The 16,541-nt window shown below is 74.2% G+C and carries 14 protein-coding genes and 3 tRNA genes; 12 read left to right on the top strand and 5 right to left on the bottom strand.

Annotated elements, in window-relative coordinates:
- The first annotated feature begins 51 nt into the window (after positions 1 to 51).
- The 4 genes from ACIBTV_RS20820 (at position 52) to ACIBTV_RS20805 (ending at position 1,480) form a co-directional block, all read left to right on the top strand.
- Positions 52 to 855: a fumarylacetoacetate hydrolase family protein gene (locus ACIBTV_RS20820; protein WP_396707142.1), complete on the top strand. Its 804-nt coding sequence runs from the start codon at positions 52 to 54 to the stop codon at positions 853 to 855.
- Between the two features lie 109 nt (positions 856 to 964).
- Positions 965 to 1,036: transfer RNA gene (locus ACIBTV_RS20815), tRNA-Gln, on the top strand.
- A gap of 141 nt (positions 1,037 to 1,177) precedes the next feature.
- Positions 1,178 to 1,250 (top strand) — tRNA-Glu (locus tag ACIBTV_RS20810).
- 154 nt (positions 1,251 to 1,404) lie between these two features.
- Positions 1,405 to 1,480 (top strand) — tRNA-Glu (locus ACIBTV_RS20805).
- A 507-nt stretch (positions 1,481 to 1,987) separates the two neighbouring features.
- Here ACIBTV_RS20805 and ACIBTV_RS20800 read toward each other — a convergent pair.
- The 4 genes from ACIBTV_RS20800 to ACIBTV_RS20785 all read right to left on the bottom strand — a co-directional run bounded on the left by ACIBTV_RS20800 (position 1,988) and on the right by ACIBTV_RS20785 (position 5,059).
- Complete coding sequence (locus ACIBTV_RS20800; RefSeq protein ID WP_396707140.1) at positions 1,988 to 3,034, bottom strand: lytic polysaccharide monooxygenase; 1,047 nt, start codon at positions 3,032 to 3,034, stop codon at positions 1,988 to 1,990.
- A 130-nt stretch (positions 3,035 to 3,164) separates the two neighbouring features.
- Positions 3,165 to 3,617, bottom strand: a complete 453-nt coding sequence (locus tag ACIBTV_RS20795) for a GNAT family N-acetyltransferase (RefSeq protein ID WP_396707138.1) — start codon at positions 3,615 to 3,617, stop codon at positions 3,165 to 3,167.
- 28 nt (positions 3,618 to 3,645) lie between these two features.
- Entirely contained in the window at positions 3,646 to 4,623 is a 978-nt protein-coding gene (locus tag ACIBTV_RS20790; protein WP_396707136.1) for a DMT family transporter, read from the bottom strand.
- Between the two features lie 175 nt (positions 4,624 to 4,798).
- On the bottom strand, positions 4,799 to 5,059 hold the full coding sequence (locus ACIBTV_RS20785; protein ID WP_396707134.1) for a Prokaryotic metallothionein: 261 nt from the start codon (positions 5,057 to 5,059) through the stop codon (positions 4,799 to 4,801).
- Positions 5,060 to 5,213: 154 nt separating this feature from the next.
- On the opposite strand from ACIBTV_RS20785, the gene ACIBTV_RS20780 reads away from it, so the two are divergent.
- The 3 genes from ACIBTV_RS20780 to ACIBTV_RS20770 all read left to right on the top strand — a co-directional run bounded on the left by ACIBTV_RS20780 (position 5,214) and on the right by ACIBTV_RS20770 (position 7,059).
- Positions 5,214 to 5,489 carry an isoamylase early set domain-containing protein gene (locus ACIBTV_RS20780; protein ID WP_396707132.1) on the top strand — a complete coding sequence of 92 codons (276 nt, stop codon included), beginning with the start codon at positions 5,214 to 5,216 and terminating at the stop codon, positions 5,487 to 5,489.
- A gap of 102 nt (positions 5,490 to 5,591) precedes the next feature.
- Positions 5,592 to 6,332 (top strand): lytic polysaccharide monooxygenase, encoded by a 741-nt coding sequence (locus tag ACIBTV_RS20775; protein ID WP_396707130.1) that lies wholly within the window; start codon positions 5,592 to 5,594, stop codon positions 6,330 to 6,332.
- 139 nt (positions 6,333 to 6,471) lie between these two features.
- Positions 6,472 to 7,059, top strand: a complete 588-nt coding sequence (locus ACIBTV_RS20770; protein ID WP_396707128.1) for a DUF305 domain-containing protein — start codon at positions 6,472 to 6,474, stop codon at positions 7,057 to 7,059.
- A 15-nt stretch (positions 7,060 to 7,074) separates the two neighbouring features.
- Here ACIBTV_RS20770 and msrB read toward each other — a convergent pair whose 3' ends face one another.
- The gene (gene msrB / locus ACIBTV_RS20765) at positions 7,075 to 7,479 is read right to left on the bottom strand and encodes a peptide-methionine (R)-S-oxide reductase MsrB (protein WP_091590589.1); all 405 of its coding nucleotides are present in this window, start codon (positions 7,477 to 7,479) and stop codon (positions 7,075 to 7,077) included.
- A gap of 47 nt (positions 7,480 to 7,526) precedes the next feature.
- On the opposite strand from msrB, the gene ligD reads away from it, so the two are divergent.
- The 5 genes from ligD to ACIBTV_RS20740 all read left to right on the top strand — a co-directional run bounded on the left by ligD (position 7,527) and on the right by ACIBTV_RS20740 (position 16,537).
- Positions 7,527 to 8,555: a non-homologous end-joining DNA ligase gene (gene ligD / locus ACIBTV_RS20760; RefSeq protein ID WP_396707126.1), complete on the top strand. Its 1,029-nt coding sequence runs from the start codon at positions 7,527 to 7,529 to the stop codon at positions 8,553 to 8,555.
- Between the two features lie 127 nt (positions 8,556 to 8,682).
- Entirely contained in the window at positions 8,683 to 11,880 is a 3,198-nt protein-coding gene (locus ACIBTV_RS20755; RefSeq protein ID WP_396707124.1) for an FtsX-like permease family protein, read from the top strand.
- A gap of 40 nt (positions 11,881 to 11,920) precedes the next feature.
- Positions 11,921 to 14,623: an FtsX-like permease family protein gene (locus tag ACIBTV_RS20750; RefSeq protein ID WP_396707122.1), complete on the top strand. Its 2,703-nt coding sequence runs from the start codon at positions 11,921 to 11,923 to the stop codon at positions 14,621 to 14,623.
- A 1-nt stretch (position 14,624) separates the two neighbouring features.
- Entirely contained in the window at positions 14,625 to 15,617 is a 993-nt protein-coding gene (locus tag ACIBTV_RS20745; protein WP_396707120.1) for an ABC transporter ATP-binding protein, read from the top strand.
- A gap of 185 nt (positions 15,618 to 15,802) precedes the next feature.
- Positions 15,803 to 16,537, top strand: coding sequence for an ABC transporter ATP-binding protein (locus tag ACIBTV_RS20740; protein ID WP_396707118.1), 735 nt, complete (start codon positions 15,803 to 15,805; stop codon positions 16,535 to 16,537).
- Positions 16,538 to 16,541 lie beyond the last annotated feature (4 nt).

Genomic DNA, 16,541 nt, shown 5'->3' with positions numbered 1-16,541 from the left:
GGCTGGGGCGGCCCGACCTGGGACGACCGTTCGCGGGGTTAGATTGGCCTGGTGCGTATCGCTCGTTTCGCTCATGCCAAGGGAATGTCGTTCGGGGTCGTCGAGGGCGAGCCGGAGGCCGGGCCGCAGGGCCTGACCATCGCCGAGATCGAGGGCCACCCGTTCGGCCAACTCACGTTCAGTGGCGCCCGGTGGGCGCTCTCCGATGTCCGCCTGCTCTCGCCGATCCTGCCCAGCAAGGTCGTCTGTGTCGGCCGCAACTACGCCGAGCACGCCGCGGAGCACGGCAACGAGGTGCCGAAGGAGCCGCTGCTCTTCCTCAAGCCGTCCACCTCGGTGATCGGTCCCCGGGACGCCATCCGGCTGCCGATCTTCTCCAAGCAGGTCGAGCACGAGGCGGAGCTCGCGGTGGTGATCGGGGCGCCGGGGGCGCGCCGGGCCGACCGTGCGGCCGCCGAGAAGGCCATCTTCGGCTACACCTGCGCCAACGACGTGACCGCTCGGGACCTGCAGCGCTCCGACGGCCAGTGGACCCGGGCCAAGGGCTTCGACTCGTTCTGCCCGATCGGCCCCTGGATCACCACCGGCCTGGACGTCAGCGACCTGGAGATCCGGTGCGAGGTGGGCCCGGACCCGGAGGCCCTGGAGGTCCGGCAGATCGGCCGTACCCGGGACATGGTCTTCGACGTGCCGGCGCTGGTGTCGTACATCTCGCACGTGATGACGCTGCTGCCCGGCGACGTGGTGTTGACCGGCACGCCGGCGGGGGTTAGTCCGCTCACCGACGGGGATACGGTCACCGTGCGGATCGAGGGGATCGGCGAACTCACCAACCCGGTGGTTCCGGTCGCCTGATCCGGCGTCCGACAACCCGAAACCGCAGCTCAGACGGGACATCGGGGGTTGGATTTGGCCTGTCGGCGGCGGGAGGGTAAAGTTCATTCCCGGCGCCGCAAGGGGCCAATGGGGTATGGGGTAATTGGCAGCCCGACTGATTCTGGTTCAGTTAGTCTAGGTTCGAGTCCTGGTACCCCAGCGCAGCCGGGGATTCGTGAGAATCCCGGCCGCTGGATTCTGGCGGAGTTCCGCTCCGCTCCTCGCGAGAGGGGCGGCAGCTCATGATCTCTGATAGAGTCGCAGCTTCCCCGCCCGCGAGGGCGTGGAAGCATGAAGTTCTGGCCCCGTCGTCTAGCGGCCCAGGACGCCGCCCTCTCAAGGCGGTAGCGCCGGTTCGAATCCGGTCGGGGCTACGTAGCGTAGACAGCCCGTCCCACCTCGTGGGGCGGGCTGTCTCGTGTGCTGCGGCGGTTTCCGCGGCCCGACCCCCCTCGTCGAGGGCTGGACGTGGTGCCGCTAGACTACTGCCGCACCGCTCGTCCGGGCGGTGAAGTAGGAAAAGTGCCTGGCCCCGTCGTCTAGCGGCCCAGGACGCCGCCCTCTCAAGGCGGTAGCGCCGGTTCGAATCCGGTCGGGGCTACCACACCAAGAGCCCGTCTCGCCCCGCGAGACGGGCTCTTGCCGTTACTCCCCCCACCCCCGCCGCCTCCCGCCCGCCCGGTTGATCATGAAGTTGTGGCCCCCCCCCCCCCCCCCCGGGGGGGGGGGGCCACATGAAGAACACCCCGGGGGTGGGGGGGGCGGGGCGGGGGGCGGGGGGGGGGGGGGGGGGGGGCGCCCCCCCCGGGGGGGGGGGGGCCCCCCGGGGCGGGGGGGGGGGGGGGGGGGGGGGCGCGGCGGCCCCCCCCCCCCCGGGGGGCCCCCCCCCCACCGCGTCCGCTCAGGACGGGTCGAGGTGCCGCGCCATCACCCGTTCGCAGAGGCCGTTGGGCATCCGGTCGCCCAGTTCTTCCGTCGTCGCGAAGCCGTGGCGTCGGTAGAGCCCGTCCGCCGCCACGTCCCCGCCGTGACCGTCGGGGCGACGGGGGACCGCCCGGGGCCGCGTGCCGGAGGCAGAGGGGACGCGACCCCGGACGGGGTTCGGGGTGAATCAGCCGGCGGTGGTGCAGGACAGCACGGCCGGCGCCGGGTTGCTGCCGCTCCACGAGCCGAGGAAGCCGAAGGTCGTGCTCGCCCCCGGGGCCAGCACGCCGTTGTAGCCGACGTTGCGCGCGGTGACCAGGGAGCCGCTGGTCGACACGGTGGCGTTCCACGCGGAGCTGACCTGCTGTCCGTTGGCGTACGTCCAGCTGACCGACCAGCCGCGCGTGGCCGAGCCCCCGGCGGTCACCTGCACCTCGGCCTGGAAGCCACCGGCCCACTGACCGGTCACCCGGTAGGTGGCGGTGCACGCGCCGGCCGGCGGCGGGGTCGTGGGCGGCGGCGTGGTCGGCGGTGGCGTGGACGGGCCGCCGGAGAAGTCGACGTCGCTGCACAGGTAGTACGACTGGTCGAGGTGGCTGGCCTGCCAGATCGTGTAGACGATGTGCCGCCCGGTGCGGCCGGGCGCGTCGGCCGGGATCTCGATCGAGACGCCGCCCGTCTCCGGCTTCCACTGCGAGGCGGGGGTGTTGCCGATCTGGCCGGCAAGTTCGAGGTCGTCCCAGCCCAGCGGCTCGGTGAGCGGGTCGAAGCCCTGGCGGGTCACGTACACCCGGATGTAGTCGGCGCCGTGGCTGGCCTGGTCGAAGAAGCGGACCCGGAAGGTGTTGGACACCGACGTGGTCTTCCAGGCGCCGACGGTGTCCATCGCGTTGTAACGACCGCTCTGGGTACGCCCGCCGCTGCACAGCTGGCCGTTCGGGATCGCGGCCTGGTGGTTGCCGGCGACGCCCTCGCGGAACAGGCCGTTCCAGTTCCACATGGCGTTCGGGTCGGCCTGCCAGGCCTGCCAGCACATCGGATCCTCGGTGGCCATCCGGGGATTCTGGAAGTCGCCGCCCCAGCGCTGCCAGCAGCCGTAGTTGCGTGAGGCGGGATCGACCACCGACCCGTGCGCGGAGACAGGGCTGGCGATGGCGGCGGTCAGCAGCAGGGTGGCGGTCGCCGCGAGGGCGAGCAACCAGCGGGCACGGTGTGATCGGAGTGGAGTGGACACGGGGGCCCCCGGGGGGAGAGGTCGGACGACGACAGCGCCCGGACGACCGGGAGTTGCCTCTCCCGTGCCCGCACTCGCGCGGTTACCGCGTTGGCTCCGCTGGGCAGACTCCCATATCTATCGTCATCGGTCAATTCCTCGGTTCGCGGCGCATGGGGGTGTGCGGGATGCCGTCCTCGACGTACTCGGCGCCGGAGACGGTGAAGCCGTGCCGGGCGTAGAAGTCGACCAGGTACGACTGGGCCTCCAGCACGCACGGGGCGTCACCCACCACGGCCACCGCCTCGGTCATCAGCCGGCTGGCGTGTCCTCCGCCGCGTGCGTGCGGCGCGACCACCACCCGGCCGATCCGGGCCACGCCACCCGGATCGGCCAGGATCCGCAGGTACGCCAGCGGCGCGTCGCCGTCGGTGAGCCAGAGGTGCCGGGTGCCCGGCTCGACGTCGCGCCCGTCGAGTTCCGGGTAGGGGCAGTTCTGCTCGACCACGAACACGTCGACCCGCAGTTTCAGCAGGTCGTGGAAGGTGCGGGTGTCCAGGTCGGCGAAGGTGGCGGTGCGGACCTCGGTCGTCTGCGGCGGCATCCTGCGATGGTAGGTCGTCGGCCCGCGGCTACGTCCCGGCCGGTTCCCGGGGCGTCGTGACCGGCGTGGCCGGCGTCGGCGGCCGCTCCGGTGTCAGGTACGTCGCCGCGACCGCGGCCAGCAGCAGCACCCCGCCGACGAGCACCGGGGCCGGCAGCGGCTCGCCGAGGAGCGCGACGGCGAGCGCCGCCGCGGTGAGCGGCTCCACCAGGGTCAGCACGGCGGCCACGCTCCCCTCGGTGGTGCGCAGCCCGGCGTAGAAGAGGGCGTACGCGACCGCGGTGGTGACCACCCCGAGGTAGAGCAGCAGGGCCACCACGTCCGGGCGGACCGGCACCGTGACGCCGTCGGCCAGGGCTAACGGCGCGAGGGCCAGTGCGCCGATCACCATGGAGATCGTGGTCAGTGTCATCGGCGCCGTGCGCCGGGAGACCTCCCGACTGACGATCGTGGTGGCGGCGTACCCGAGGCCGGAGCCGGCGGCCGCGAGCAGCCCGAGCAGCGGCCGCGGCGCCGACTCGGTGGGCTGCGTCGCCGCCCCGCTGATCAGGGCGAGACCGGCCACCGCCGCCCCGAGCGTGCCGAGCCGCCCCGGGCCGGGTACGCGGCGAGCGCGGACCGACTCCCACGCCGCGGTGAGCACCGGGGCGAGCCCCAGGCTGACCACGGTGGCCACCCCGACGCCGGACAGCGCGACGGCCGCGAAGTAGAGCGCCTGGTAGAGGGCGAGCCCGACGCCGGTGAACAGCAACGGCAGCGGGGCGGCGCGCAGCGCGGCCAGCATGGGGCGCAGCCGGGTGGCGGCGAGCGCCGTGAGGACGAGGGCGGCGATCGCCAGACGGTGGAAGCCGATGGCCACCGGTCCGAGGCCGGTGGTGTCGTGGACGAGGTGGACGACGATCCCGGTGGTGCCCCAGAGCACCCCGGTGAGGGTGATCTGGATCAGGCCGGCGCGGACGGGATCGATCGCCGTCCGGTGTGCGGACGGCGTGCGACGAGAGGACATGGGTGCGCTCCGAGAGGGTGGGCCGCTGACGAGGACGACGTCGGCGGAGCGCACACGACGAGAGGGCCGACCGGGTCACCCGGTCGGTGGCAGGCGCGGCGCTCCGGTCAGGAGCGCGGCGGGGGCAGGACGCCCGGGAACGGCTGCATGCGCTGACCGTACCCCGGCGGTGGACTCAGGCGGGACGCGCGCCGACCGTGTCCCGGATCTCGGCGCCCTGGGCGCCCTCGACGGCGCGGGCGCAGTGCCCGGAGCAGAAGAAGCGTCCGGAGACCTCGACCCCGTGGCCGACGATCTTGATCTGGCAGTGTTCGCAGATGGGTGCCATCTTGTGGATCGCGCACTCGAAGCTGTCGAACGTGTGCGTGTCACCGCTGACGGTGTGCACCTCGAACGCCATCCAGTAGTCGTTGCCGCAGACCTCGCACGTTGCCACGAGAACCCCCCGAATCAGGACATGTGCCCTCAGCGTGCGGCACGTCGGGGCGTCGTCGGGCGAATTGCCGCAGGCCGGCCCGACCCGGCGGCGTGTCGGCTCCGGCGTGTCGGCAGTTAGGCCTGGTGACCGTCCCGCAGCCCGTGGAGGACTCGTGATCAAGCGCAACAAGCTCTTCGGCAACCAGACCCGGGTCACCTTCTGCCTGCCGCGTGACACGCCGCCCGGAGCGGTGAGCGTGGTGGGCTGCTTCAACGGTTGGGAGCCGGGCCGGCACGAGCTGGTCGCCCGCCGGGACGGCACCCGTACGGTGACGGTGCGGCTCGGGCCCGGGGAGTACCGGTTCCGCTACCTGGCCACCGGCGGGGTCTGGCTCGACGACGACACGGCGGACGCCGTCGATGAGCGGGGCAGCACCCTGGTGCTCTGATCGCATCAATCTCCACCGATATTTCTATCGATGGGGGTCTTTACTGTTAATAAAGTTTAATTTATTTTGGTGTCATCTTTCCCTGGTAGAGGAGGTGTCACCATGCGTCGAAGAATCACCCTCCCGATCGTGGCGTCCGGTGCCGTCGTGGCGTCGCTGGCCCTCGCGGCCCCGGCCCAGGCGCACGGCTACGTGTCGTCCCCGCCCAGCCGCCAGGCGCTCTGCGCGCAGAACCGGGTCCCCGACTGCGGTCAGATCAAGTACGAGCCGCAGAGCGTCGAGGGGCCGAAGGGCCTGCGCAACTGCCACGCCAACATCGCCCAGTTCGCCGTGCTCAACGACGACAGCCGGGGCTGGCCGGCCACCTCGGTCGGCAGCACCGTGACCTTCACCTGGATCAACACCGCCCGGCACGCCACCAGCAACTGGGAGTACTGGATCGGCAACACCCGGGTCGGCCTGGTCAACGGCAACAACCAGCAGCCCGGGGCCACCGTCACACACACCGTCAACCTCGGCGGCTTCTCCGGACGGCAGAAGATCCTCGCCGTCTGGAACATCGCCGACACCGCCAACGCGTTCTACTCCTGCATCGACGTGCAGATCGGTGGCGGCGGCGGTCCGGGTCCCACGCCCACCCCGACCCCCACCCCGACGCCCACGCCCACGCCGACCCCGACCCCGACCAACCCGCCGGCCGGCGGCACGTGGACGGCGGGCCGGGCCTACCAGGTCAACGACCAGGTCACCTACGGCGGCCTCACCTACCGCTGCCGGCAGGCCCACACCGCCATCCTCGGCTGGGAGCCGCCGAACGTGCCGGCGCTCTGGAGCCGGATCTGAGCGTACGGGCGCGGCCCGTTCCCGGAGCGGGCCGCGCCTCCCGCCGCGCGCTCCGCGCTCCGGTCGGAACCCGCGTGCCCCCCGCCCCGGCCGGAGCCCGGGGCGTGCTCCTCGGCCCGGCCGGAACCCGGAGGACGGCATGATCCGACTGTCCGCGGCGACCCCGCTGGTCGTCCTGCTGCTGGCCGCGACCGCCGGGTGCGCCGCCGGACCGGTGTCGCCGTCGCCCGACGCGCCCCGGCCGGCGGCCGGGGCCACCGTGCCCGGGGCCTCCGCCACGCCCGCGCCCAGCGGCATCGACCTGCTGTTCCTGACCATGATGGTGGCCCACACCGAGCAGACCCTGGAGATCGTCCGGCTGGCCCGGGACCGGCTGACCGACGCCGACCTGCGGACGCTGGTCGCCGCGATCGACGCCACCGAGACCGACGAGCTGACCACCATGCGGGCCTGGCTGCGCGAGGCCGGCCCGTCCGCCGGGCCGGGACGCCACGCCCACGACGGGCACGGGGTCACTCCGGCGGAGCTGGACCGGCTGCGCACCGCCACCGGCAACGACGTCGACCGGGTGCTGCGCGAGGTGCTCGGCGCTCACCAACGGTCGGCGGCCGACCTGGCCCGGGCTCACCTGGCCGCAGGCACCGACCCGCGGGTGCTCGACCTGGCCCGGCGCGTCGAGCAGTCCCGCAGCGCCGAGGTGCGACTCATGAGCACGGCCACCGGGTGAGCCGCCACGTCGAGGTCAGCGCGGTTCGAGCCGGATGGACACCGAGTTGACGCAGTGCCGGGTGTCCTTGGGCGTGAAGCCCTCGCCGTGGAAGACGTGCCCCAGGTGGCTGTCGCACCGGGCGCAGCGGATCTCCGTGCGGACCATGCCCAGGCTGCGGTCCTCGATCTCCTTCACCCGGCCCGGGATGGCGTCGTCGAAGCTCGGCCAGCCGCAGTGCGAATCGAACTTGGTGTCGCTGGAGAAGAGCTCCAACCCGCAGGCGCGGCAGTGGTAGACGCCGGGCGTCTTCGTGTCCACGTACTCACCGGTCCACGGGGCCTCCGTGCCGGCCTGGCGCAGCACCCGGAACTCCTCCGGGCTCAGGCGGACGCGCCATTCGTCCTCGGTGCGGGGCAGCTCGCTGTCGTCAAGACTCACGGGCCAACCGTACGCCGGACGTCGTACCCGTCGCATATGGTCGCGGGATGGGTGGCACCACGAAGGCAAGCGTCACCGAGATCGAGGTGGCCGGGCACACCGTCCGCCTGAGCAGTCCGGACCGGGTGATCTTCCCCCAGCGGGGCTTCACCAAGGCCGACGTCTTCCACTACTACCTGGCCGTGGGCGACGGGATCATGCGGGCCCTGGGCGACCGGCCCACCACGTTGCAGCGCTTCCCCGAGGGCATCGAGGGGGAGATGTTCTTCCAGAAGCGGGTGCCGGCCCGGGGCGTGCCGCCGTGGGTGCGCACCGCGGAGATCAGCTTCCCCAGCGGCCGGACGGCCGCCGAGCTGTGCCCGGCCGACCTGGCGCACGTGGCCTGGGCCGCGCAGATGGGCACGGTGGTGTTCCACCCGTGGCCGGTCCGCGCCGGCGACGTCGATCGCCCTGACGAGCTGCGCGTCGACCTCGACCCGCAGCCGGGCACCGACTTCACCGACGCCGCGGAGGCCGCCGGTGAGGTGCGCGCCGTGCTCGACGAGCTGGGCGCGACCGGCTGGGCGAAGACCTCCGGCGGCCGCGGCGTCCACGTCTACCTGCGCATCCATCCCCGCTGGACGTTCATCGAGGTGCGGCGGGCCACCATCGCGCTGGCCCGCGAGGTGGAGCGCCGCCGCCCCGACCTGGTCACCACGGCCTGGTGGAAGGAGGAGCGCGGCACCCGCGTCTTCGTCGACTACAACCAGATGGCCCGCGACCGCACGATCGCGTGCGCCTACTCGCTGCGGGCCAACGCCCGGGCCACCGTCTCCACCCCCGTCACCTGGGACGAGCTGCCCCACGTCGACCCCGACGACTTCGACCTGGCGAGCGTGCCCGGGCGGCTGGCCGAGCGCGGCGACCCGCACGCCGGCATCGACGACACCCCGTGGGACATCACGCCCCTGCTGGAGTGGGCCGAGCGCGACGCGGCGGCCGGCCAGGGCGATCTGCCCTACCCACCCGACCACCCCAAGATGCCCGGCGAGCCCAAGCGGGTCCAACCGTCCCGCGATCGCGACCGCCCACGCTGACGCCACCCCGACGCGCGCGACGGATCGGGAACCAGCGATAACGATCATGTAACGGGCGCGAACCTTTCCGACCGCGTCACCACTCTCCCTGATCGTCGGCCCGACCGGGGCCAGGGGAGGACGTCGGATGAAGCTGGTGTGGAGGCGGGCCCGTGCGGCACGGGGACTGCTGGCGGCGGCGGTGGTGGCCGCGCTTGTCGCGGTCGCGTTGGTCACCGGGCTCTCCGACTACAGCCGGGGATCGGTGGCCGCCGGCCAGAAGGCACTGCTGTCCGGTGCGCCGGTCGAGGAGCGCAGCCTCCTGCTGACCGGCGCCGCCGGCAAGGACGTCGCCGAGTTCGCCCGGCGCGACCAGATCGTCCGGGACGGCTTCGCCGCCGCCTTCGGCGCCGCGCCGACCACCACGAGCAGCGCCCGGTTCGGCAGCGGCCGGGAGCTCACCGGCGACCTCGGGCCGACCACCCGCAAGGGCACCGACCCCGTCTTCGCCAACCTCGCCACGCTGGACGACCTGCCCGCGCACGCCGAGCTGGCCAGCGGGGCGTGGCCGACCCCGGGCGCCCGGCCGCTGCAGGTGACGCTGCCCGAGAAGGTCGCCGCCGCGCTCGGCCTGACCGCCGGCGCCCGGGTGCCGATGCTCGACCGCAGCACGGACCGGCCCAGCCAGCTCGTGCTCGCCGGGACCTGGCGCCCGCGGGACGCGACCGACGCGTACTGGCGGCTGGTGCCCGGCGTGGGCGCGGGCAGCGCGGCGGAGTCGAGCACGTCGTACGGGCCGTTCGTGCTGGACCAGGCCGACTTCACCGCGACGTTCCGTGGGTCGGTGTCGGCGTCCTGGGTCATCGAACCCGACCTCACCGCCGTGGACGCGGAGCAGCTGCCCCGCCTCTGGCCGGCGGTCAACAGCGCCCTCACCGAGGTGCCCAAGGCCGCCGACCTCGGGTCGTCCGCCCAGACGGTCACCGCGATGAAGGGGCTGCTCGACCGGATCTCCCGAGCCGACCTGGTGGGCCGCTCGTCGCTCGCGACCCCGCTGCTGCTGATCGTGGTGCTCGGCGGGTACGCCCTGGTGCTGGTCGCCGCGCTGCTGAACGAGGACCGGCGCGGCCAGACCGCGCTGCTGCGGGCCCGGGGCGCCGCGCGGCGGCAACTGGCCGGGCTGGCCGCCCGGGAGGCGACCCTGGTCGTCCTGCCCGCCGCCCTGCTCGGGCCGCTGCTCGCCGCCGAGGCACTGCGGCACACCGAGACCGGCCGGTCGGCCGGTACGACGCTGATCGGCGGTGACGCCACCCTGCTCTGGGCCGCGGCGCTGGCGACCGCCCTCGGCTGCCTCGTCGCGATGGTCGCCCCGACCCTGCGCGGCGCCGGCACGTACGTGGCCGACATGGAGGCCCGCTCCCGCCCCAACCGGGCGGCGTCCGTCCAGCGGGCCAGCCTGGACGTGCTGCTCGTGGCGCTCGCCGTGCTCGCCTGGACGCAGCTTCGCCAGTACGACTCACCGCTGGCCGGCGCCGGGGAGAGCCTCGGGCTCGACCCGCTCCTGGTCGCCGCGCCGACCCTCGGCGTGCTGGCCGGCGCTGCGGTGGCGCTGCGGCTGCTCCCACCGGCCACCCGCTTCGCCGAGCGGTTCGTCCACCGGCGGCTGTGGACCGCCACGGTGCTCGGCATGTGGCAGGCCGGCCGGCGCCCGCACGCCGGGCCGGTGCTCCTGCTCGCCCTCGCCGTCGGCGGCAGCACCCTCGCCTGGTCGCTGGTCAGCACCGGCGAGCGGTCCCAGGTGGAGCAGGCCGACCACACGGTCGGCGCGGACCTGCGGCTGACCGAACGCGTCGGGTCGGGCCCCGCCGGACGGGCCGCCGAACTCGCCGCGCTCCCCGGCGTGCAGCGGGTGCTTCCCGCCTGGCGCGACGAGGTGCGGCTCGGTCGAGCCAGCCTGCCGGCGACGGTGGTGAGCATCGACACGGCGAGCGCGAACGGGGTGGTGCGGCTCAGCGACCGGCTCGCCGACGCGCCCGCCCCGGCGGTGTTCGAGCGGCTGGCGCGGGAACGGAGCGCCCCGGCCGGGCTCGCCCTGCCCCCCGGAACGCGGACGCTGACCGGCACCGTCAGCACCCCCGTCGGCGAGTCCATGCGCCCGCAGCAGGTCGCCGTCACGGTGCTGTTGACCCGCGCCGACGGGCTCGCCCTGCGGCTGCCGGCGGCCACCGCCGACAGCAGCGGCCGGTCCGTCCCCTTCCGCGTCCAGATCCCCGAGGGCAGCGGTGATTTCCGCCTCGCCGGGTTCGTGGCGGACGCCGGTGAAGCGGCCGGCACCTCGTACCAGCTGAACGTGACCGGGGTGCGGACGGCCGGTACGGACGGCGCGGCCCGGCCCCTCGACCTCGGCAAGGAGTGGATGGGCGTCAGCGGCGACAGCAACTTCCGGCCCCCGCAGGTGACCGCCGGCGCCACCGGCCTGCGGGCCGACCACCCGATCCAGTTGCTGCCCGGCGGCCGGTGGGCCTACCAGGCGTCCTCCCGGTTCGCCGTCGTCCCGACCGGGCGAAGCACGCCGGTGCCGGCGCTGATGACCCCGGCCGTACGCGAGGCGCTGAGCCTGAAGACCGGCGACATGGTCAACCTCCCCCTGTCCGGGGTGACGCTGCCGGTGAAGCTGGTGGGCGACATCGACGCCGTGCCCGCCACCGCCGGGAACGGGGTCCTGCTGGACCTGCCCGCCGCCGTCGACTGGCTGGTCCGCAACCAGGGCAGCGTACGACCGGTGCCCGAATGGTGGGTGAGCACCGACGAGGGCGGCCACACCGAGGCGCGGCGGGCCGCCGACGGCCTGACCCAGCTGACCGTCGTCGACCGGCGCGAGGTGGCCGAGGCCGCCGCCCACGACCCGTACTGGCGGGGCGCCCGGACGGCGCTGCTCGCCGCGGCGCTCGGATCAGTCCTGCTGGCGCTGGTCGGGTTGATGGTGGACGTCTGGGCCACCGCCCGGCACCGGTTGACCGAGTTCGCCGTCCTCAACACGCTCGGGGCGACACCACGGCTGCTGGCCCGGGCGCTGCTCGCCGAGCAGACCTTCCTGGCCGGGATCGGGGTCGGGGTCGGCCTACTGCTGGGCGCGGGCGTCGGCGCGACGATGGCGCCACTGGTCATCCTCACGCCGGCCGCCGGCCGGCCGGTACCCGAGGCGGCCTTCACGCTGCCCTGGCTGCCGATCGGGTTGACCGCGCTCGGCCTGCTGCTGGCGGCGCTCGCCTTCAGCGCGTTCATCGCCGTCGGCATCCGGCAGCGGGTGGCTTCGGCGCAGCTTCGGATCGGGGGAGAACGGTGACCGGGTTCAGCGGACGGACCGGACGCGCGGAGGTGGTCCGATGAGCATCGGCGCAGGCGCCCGCCGGGTCCGGGCGTACGGGGGGCAGTTCGTGCTCCTGGCGGTGTTGACGATGCTCGTCACGCTGCTGATCAACGGGGTGCCCCGGGTGGTCAACCGGCTCGCCGAGGACGGGCTCCACGAGCAGTTGGCGTCCTCCCCGGCCGCGCAGCGGGACCTGATCTACACCATGAAGCCGCTGACCGCGGCCGCCAGCAACACCTCCCTCGTCTCGAACCAACAGCGGGACCTCGACCGGTTGCAGGCGGAGATGCCGCCGCAGGTGCGGGACCTCGTCGACCAGCGGTGGTACGCCGCCGACGCCGTGCCGGGCCGGCTGACCGGCCCGGATCTGAAGGCGAAGAACCTCCTGGTCAACCTCATCATGCGGACGGCGCCCGGGATCGACACCGCCGGGACGCTGGTCGATGGGCAGTGGCCGAAGGCCGGTGAGCCCGGCCAGCCGGTCCAGGTGGCGCTCGCCGAGGACGTCGCGCGCAAGCTGAACCTGCGGGTCGGCAGCCGCCTGAACCTGGCCGCCCTCGCCCGCGGCTCGGGTCGGCCGGCCGCGGTGACGGTGGCGGGGATCTTCCAGCCCCGCGACCGTAAGAACGGCATCTGGGACGGGCTGCCGCAGACCCTCCAGGTCGAGGAGCCGCTGGGCGACGGCGAGCCGTTCGTCGCGGTCGGTGTCGTCGACGCGGCGGCGCTGGACCGGCAGGCCGCCACCGGCTGGCCGGTCGCGTTCAGCTGGCGCTACCGGCTCGGCGTGAACGGCATCGACGTCCGACGGGTGGACCAGTTGATCGACGGCGTCCGGCAGATGGTCCGGTCGGCACCCGATTCCCGGAGCCTCGTCCAGGCCGTCGACATCCCGCTCGGGAAGTTCGCCGCCTCGTTGGCCGCCGCGCAGACGCTCCTCGCGGTGATCGGAGCCGGCGTCCTGGCCACCCTGGGCGGGCTGGTGCTGCTGGCCGCCGCGCTGGCGATGCGCCGCCGACGCCAGGAGTTCGTGTTGCTGCGCGCCCGTGGCGGGGCGGCCACCTCCGGCGCCCGGCGCAGCCTCGTCGAGTCCCTGCTCGTCATTCCGCCCGCCGCCGCGCTCGGTTGGTTCCTGGGTGCGCTGGTCCCGGGACCGGCCGGCGACGCCGTGCCGCTGGGGATCGTCGCGACCGTGCTGCTCACCCTGGCTCTACCGGTCGCCACGCTGTTCGTGCCGACCGGTAACACCGGGCGCCGTGACCTGGTCCGCCTGCGCCCCTCCGCCCGGCGGGCCACCGTCGAGGTGTTCCTGCTCCTGCTCGCCGCGCTCGCGGTCGTCCTGATCCGCCGCCGGGGGCTCACTCTCGGCGAGCTCGACCCGCTGCTGGTGTCGGTGCCGGTGCTGCTGGCGGTGTCGGCGGCGGTGTTGGCGCTGCGCGCCTACCCGTGGCCGCTGCGCCTGGCCAGCCGGATCGCCGCCCGGACCCGGGGGAGCGTCGCGTTCCTGGGCACGGCCCGGGCCGGCCGGTCCGTCGCGGCCACCCCGCTGGTCGTCGTCGTACTGGCCTTCGCGATCGCGGCGTTCTGCACGGTTGTCGCGGCCGGCGTCGAGGCGAGCCGGGACCGGGCCGCCACCCGGTCGGTTCCCGCCGACGCGGTGATCCGCGGCGACCGCATGGCCCCGGACACGGCGGCCGAGTTGCAGCGGCTGCCCGGGGTCACCGACGCGGTCGGCGTGGCGTACGCGTCGGCCCAGCGGATCCTCGCCGACACGCACGGCACCGACGCGCGACTCGGCGCCACCGACGTCCTGCTCGTCGACGGCCCGGCGCTGGCCCGCATCGTGCGGGAGAGCGGCGTCGACCTGGCGGTGCCCGACACGTTGCTGACCGCGCGACGCGGGGACGGCCCGGTGCCCGCGGTGGTCTCCCCGGCGGTCGCCGCCGACCTCGCCGCCGCCGACCTGGACAAGTCCGCCGTCGTCACCACCCAGTCGTTGCGGTACGAGTTCCGGGTCGCCGACACGGTGGAGACTTTCCCGCTGGCCGGGGCCGAGGACGGCCGCTTCGTGCTGCTGCCCTGGCAGGCGCTGCCCGAGCTGACGAACACGCCGGTGCCCACCACCTTCCTGCTCGCCGGCCACGGCCTGGACGTGGAGGCGCTGCGGCGGGTCGGCAACGACGGGCAGTCCCAGTACCAGAGCGCCGGCACCGTCACCGGCGGCCAGCGACCCCGCGAGGTGGAGGTGCTCACCTGGACGCAGGCGCGCCAGCAGGTGGGCGCCGACGGCGCGAACGGGCTGCTGGCGTTCGGCTTCGTCGCCGGGGCGGCGGGCGGCGCCGCGCTCGGCCTGTTCGCCATCGCGTTCACCGTGCTGGCCGGCGCCCGCGCCCGGGGGCAGGTGCTGTCCCGGCTGCGCACGCTCGGCCTGTCCAGCCGGCAGTGGCGGGGCCTGCTGCTGGTGGAGTTGGCGCCGCTGGTCGGCGTTTCGGTGCTCACCGGCGCCGTGGTGGGCGCGGCGTTGCCGCTGCTGCTCAACCCGGTGCTCGGCCTGGCCGCGTTCACCAGCGGTGACCCGGTCCGGGTGGCGTTCGAGCCCGGCCTGGTGGCCGGGGTGGTCGTGCTCGGGGCCGTCGCCCTCGGCCTGGCCGTCGCCGTCGAGGCCCTGAACAACCGCCGGCTGCGCCTCGGTGAGGTGCTCCGGCTCGGAGAGGAGAGTTGAGATGACCGCTACCCAGACACCGGTCGTGCCGGACCTGGCCGCGCTCCAGCAGCGGGCCGCGCAGCGCGCGGCCGAGCGGGCCGGCGGCCAGGATCGGCTGCGTGGGCACATCGTGTGCGACGGACTGGTCCGCATCTTCAAGACGGAGGGGGTGGAGGTCGTCGCCCTGCAGGGGCTCGACATGGTCATCGACCGTGGCGAGTTGGTGGCCATCGTCGGCGCCTCCGGCTCCGGCAAGTCCACCCTGCTGAACATCCTGTCCGGCCTGGACACCCCCACCGCCGGCATCGCCCGGGTGGCGGACTACGACCTGCTCAACCTCTCCACGAAGCGGCGACTGAGCTACCGGCGGAAGAAGGTCGGCTTCGTCTGGCAGCAGACCGGGCGCAACCTCCTGCCGTACCTGACCGCCCAGGAGAACGTCGAGCTGCCGATGGAGCTGGCCGGCGGGCGTCGCCGGCGGGCCCGGCGGGAACGGGCGCGCGAGCTGCTCGACATGGTCGGTGTGGGCTACTGCGCGGACCGGCGGCCGGGGCAGCTCAGCGGTGGTGAACAGCAGCGCTGCGCGGTGGCCGTCGCGGTGGCCAACGACCCGGAGGTGCTCTTCGCCGACGAGCCGACCGGCGAGCTGGACGAGGCCACCGGCGCCGAGGTGTTCGGGGCGCTGCAGACCATCAACGCCGAGCTCGGCGTGACCATCGTCGTGGTCACCCACGACCACGCCGTGGCCAACCAGGTGCGCCGTACCGTCGCCATCCGGGACGGCCGGACCGCCTCCGAGGTACGCCGCACCGCGCGGATCCACGAGGACGGCCGCACCGAGCTGGTGAGCGAGGAGTACGCGGTGCTCGACCGGACCGGCCGGATGCAGCTGCCGCCGGCGTTCGTCGAGGCGCTGTCGTTGCGGGACCGGGTGCGGCTCAACCTGGAGCCGGACCACGTGGAGGTGCGGCCGGGCGACCAGCGCCGCGCCGAACGGGAGGCGGGGGCATGAGCACGTGGGACCAGGGGGCGGCCGGGGCGACCGGCGGTGCGGTCGGACGGTTCCCGGTGACGCCACCGGGGCAACCGGCTCGGCACCGCGCCGAGAACGCACACTCGTACCCGGCGAACGGCGGACGACCGGCCCCGTACGGCGTACCGGGTGAAGCGGCCGGACAGGCGACGGGAGGTACGGGCATGAACGGACCGGGGGTCACGGTCACCGGGCAGAGCGCCAGGGCGACCGCCGCGGTCGGCGACGAGGTCGTCCGGGTCGAGGGGTTGAGCCGCACGTACGGGCGCGGGGAACGCGCCGTGCACGCGGTGCGGGACGTGTCGTTCCGCGGCGGGCGGGGTGAGCTGATCGCCGTCCGGGGCCGCTCCGGTGCGGGCAAGACCACCCTGCTCAACCTGATCGGCGGGCTGGACCGGCCGAACAGCGGCCGGGTGACGGTGGCCGGGCACGACGTGACCGCCGCGAGCGAGTCGGAGCTGCTCGCGCTGCGGCGCGGCACGATCGGCTTCATCTTCCAGACCTTCGGCCTGGTGCCGATCCTGTCCGCCGCGGAGAACGTCGGGGTGCCGCTGCGGCTGGCCCGCGTCCCGGCCGCCCAGCGGGAGGAGCGGGTGGCGATGCTGCTCGAACTGGTCGGGCTCGGCGGGCACGCCGCGCAGCGGCCGTACGAGCTCTCCGGTGGGCAGCAGCAGCGGGTCGCGGTGGCCCGGGCGCTGGCCAACGAGCCGAGCCTGCTGATCGCCGACGAGCCGACCGGTCAGCTCGACTCGGAGACCGGCCGGTCCATCATGGACCTGCTCCGCGCGGTGGCGCGGGGACGCGGCACCACGGTCCTGGTCGCCACCCACGACCCGGCCCTCATCGAGCTGGCCGACCGCACCCTCACCCTCCGCGATGGCCGCCTCACCGAGTCCTGACCCC

The sequence above is a fragment of the Micromonospora sp. NPDC049366 genome (assembly GCF_044466625.1).
In the GTDB taxonomy this organism is placed as follows: Bacteria; Actinomycetota; Actinomycetes; order Mycobacteriales; family Micromonosporaceae; genus Micromonospora.
This window is presented reverse-complemented; position numbering and strand designations above follow the sequence as displayed.

Coding starts and splice junctions, on each gene's coding strand:
- ACIBTV_RS20795 (WP_396707138.1), bottom strand. CDS start 3,617: ATGCCGCCGCAGACGACCGAGGTCCGCACCGCCACCTTCGCCGACCTG.
- ACIBTV_RS20790 (WP_396707136.1), bottom strand. CDS start 4,623: ATGTCCTCTCGTCGCACGCCGTCCGCACACCGGACGGCGATCGATCCC.
- ACIBTV_RS20775 (WP_396707130.1), top strand. CDS start 5,592: ATGCGTCGAAGAATCACCCTCCCGATCGTGGCGTCCGGTGCCGTCGTG.
- ACIBTV_RS20770 (WP_396707128.1), top strand. CDS start 6,472: ATGATCCGACTGTCCGCGGCGACCCCGCTGGTCGTCCTGCTGCTGGCC.
- ligD (WP_396707126.1), top strand. CDS start 7,527: ATGGGTGGCACCACGAAGGCAAGCGTCACCGAGATCGAGGTGGCCGGG.
- ACIBTV_RS20755 (WP_396707124.1), top strand. CDS start 8,683: ATGAAGCTGGTGTGGAGGCGGGCCCGTGCGGCACGGGGACTGCTGGCG.
- ACIBTV_RS20750 (WP_396707122.1), top strand. CDS start 11,921: ATGAGCATCGGCGCAGGCGCCCGCCGGGTCCGGGCGTACGGGGGGCAG.
- ACIBTV_RS20745 (WP_396707120.1), top strand. CDS start 14,625: ATGACCGCTACCCAGACACCGGTCGTGCCGGACCTGGCCGCGCTCCAG.
- ACIBTV_RS20740 (WP_396707118.1), top strand. CDS start 15,803: ATGAACGGACCGGGGGTCACGGTCACCGGGCAGAGCGCCAGGGCGACC.